The sequence below is a fragment of the Sphaerisporangium sp. NPDC051011 genome (assembly GCF_040653595.1).
Taxonomy (GTDB): domain Bacteria; phylum Actinomycetota; class Actinomycetes; order Streptosporangiales; family Streptosporangiaceae; genus Sphaerisporangium.
This window is the reverse complement of the sequence record NZ_JBFAGG010000046.1, coordinates 1-1,514: the sequence shown is the minus strand read 5'-3', so window position 1 is coordinate 1,514 and position 1,514 is coordinate 1. Positions and strand designations below refer to the sequence as shown.

Sequence of the window (1,514 nt, the reverse complement as noted above, 5' to 3'; positions counted from 1 at the left end):
CAAGGCCGTGAAGTTAAGGCCTCAGGGCTGGTGGCAAGGGACGGTCTCGATCTGATGGACCGCCGGACATGGGAAGCGGAGCCCCGATAGAACGGCTTGTCCGCCAAGACGAGTCGTTACCAAGGGGGCTCCGCTGTCTGGCCAGTCTGTCATCACCCGCGAGATCGCGGTAGCCGAAGGTGTCTTCGCTCCGGGTCATCTGGGTGAGTTGACCCAGATCGTGCCGTTCGAGATGGTCGACGCCGCGCTCGCTGAGGCGGGCGCGGTCCAGCGACGGTTGCGCAAGCTACCCGCCCGGGTGGTGGTCTACCTGCTGCTGGCGGCCGCGCTGTTCGAGGAGTGCGGCTATGTGGCGGTGTGGCGCAAGCTCACCGGCGCTCTGGGTGCTCTGCCCCTGCCGGCGATCACGGCCACAGCCTTGTGGCACGCCCGTACCCGGCTGGGCGTAGGCCCGATGCGTGAGTTGTTCGACCTGCTGCGTGGCCCGGCGAGCGCGATCGGCACCTCGGGCGCACGCTGGGCCGGCCTGCTGGTCGTCGCGATCGACGGCACCTACATGGATGTGCCCGACGACCCCGCGGTGCGTGCCCGGCTGGGCAAGCAGGCCAACCAGTACACCACCGCCTCGGGGTATCCGCAGATCCTGCTGGTGGCCTTGGTCTGCTGCGGTACCCGGGCCGTCATGGACGCGGTGTTCGGGCCGCGTACCCGCGGCGAGATCGCCCACGGCATGCGTCTGACGCGCTCGCTGCAGACCGGCATGATCGCACTGCTGGACCGCGGCTTTTCCTCCAACGACTTCCTGGGCGCCGTCGCCGGCACCGGCGCGGCGTTCCTGGCCCGGCTGTCGGCCGCCCGCAAACCCCCGGTATTGCGCCGTCTGAGCGACGGCTCTTTCCTGTCCCGCCTCGGATCGCTGCCGGTCCGCATCATCGAGTGCGAGATCACCATCACCACCACGGCCGGACGGCATACCGGCGTCTACCGCCTGGCCACCACCCTGACCGACCCCCGCGCCCATCCCGCCCGCGAACTGGTCAAGCTCTATCACCAGCGATGGGAGGTCGAATCGGCGTACTTCGCCATCAAGAAGACCATGCTCGGCCGCCGGGTGCTACGGTCCCGCACCCTGCCCGGCATCACCCAGGAGATCTACGCCCTGCTGACCGCCTACCAGGCGATCAGGATCGCGATCACCGACGCGACCCAGACCGTCCCCGGCGCCGACCCCGACCGGGCCGGCTTCAGCATCGCCCTCCAGGCCGCCCGCGACCAGATCATCCAGGCCGCCGGTGTCATCGCCGGCACCACCATCGACCTGGTCGGGGCCATCGGCCGAGCCGTCTTGGACCATCTCCTGCCGCCCCGGCGGCTACGCCTCAGCCCACGAGCCGTCAAACGCCCACTGTCCCGCTACGCCTACAAGAGCCTGCGCGTCGACCGGCGCACCTACAAAGCGACCATCAGCATCGACATCTTGACAAAGCCGATCAGCCCCTAACTTCACGGCCTTG

The 1,514-nt window shown here is 68.8% G+C and carries 1 protein-coding gene; it reads left to right on the top strand.

The window, feature by feature from the left end:
- The first annotated feature begins 133 nt into the window (after positions 1–133).
- The gene (locus tag AB0H21_RS40865; RefSeq protein WP_358527478.1) at positions 134–1,501 is read left to right on the top strand and encodes an IS4 family transposase; all 1,368 of its coding nucleotides are present in this window, start codon (positions 134–136) and stop codon (positions 1,499–1,501) included.
- The last annotated feature ends 13 nt before the right edge of the window (positions 1,502–1,514 follow it).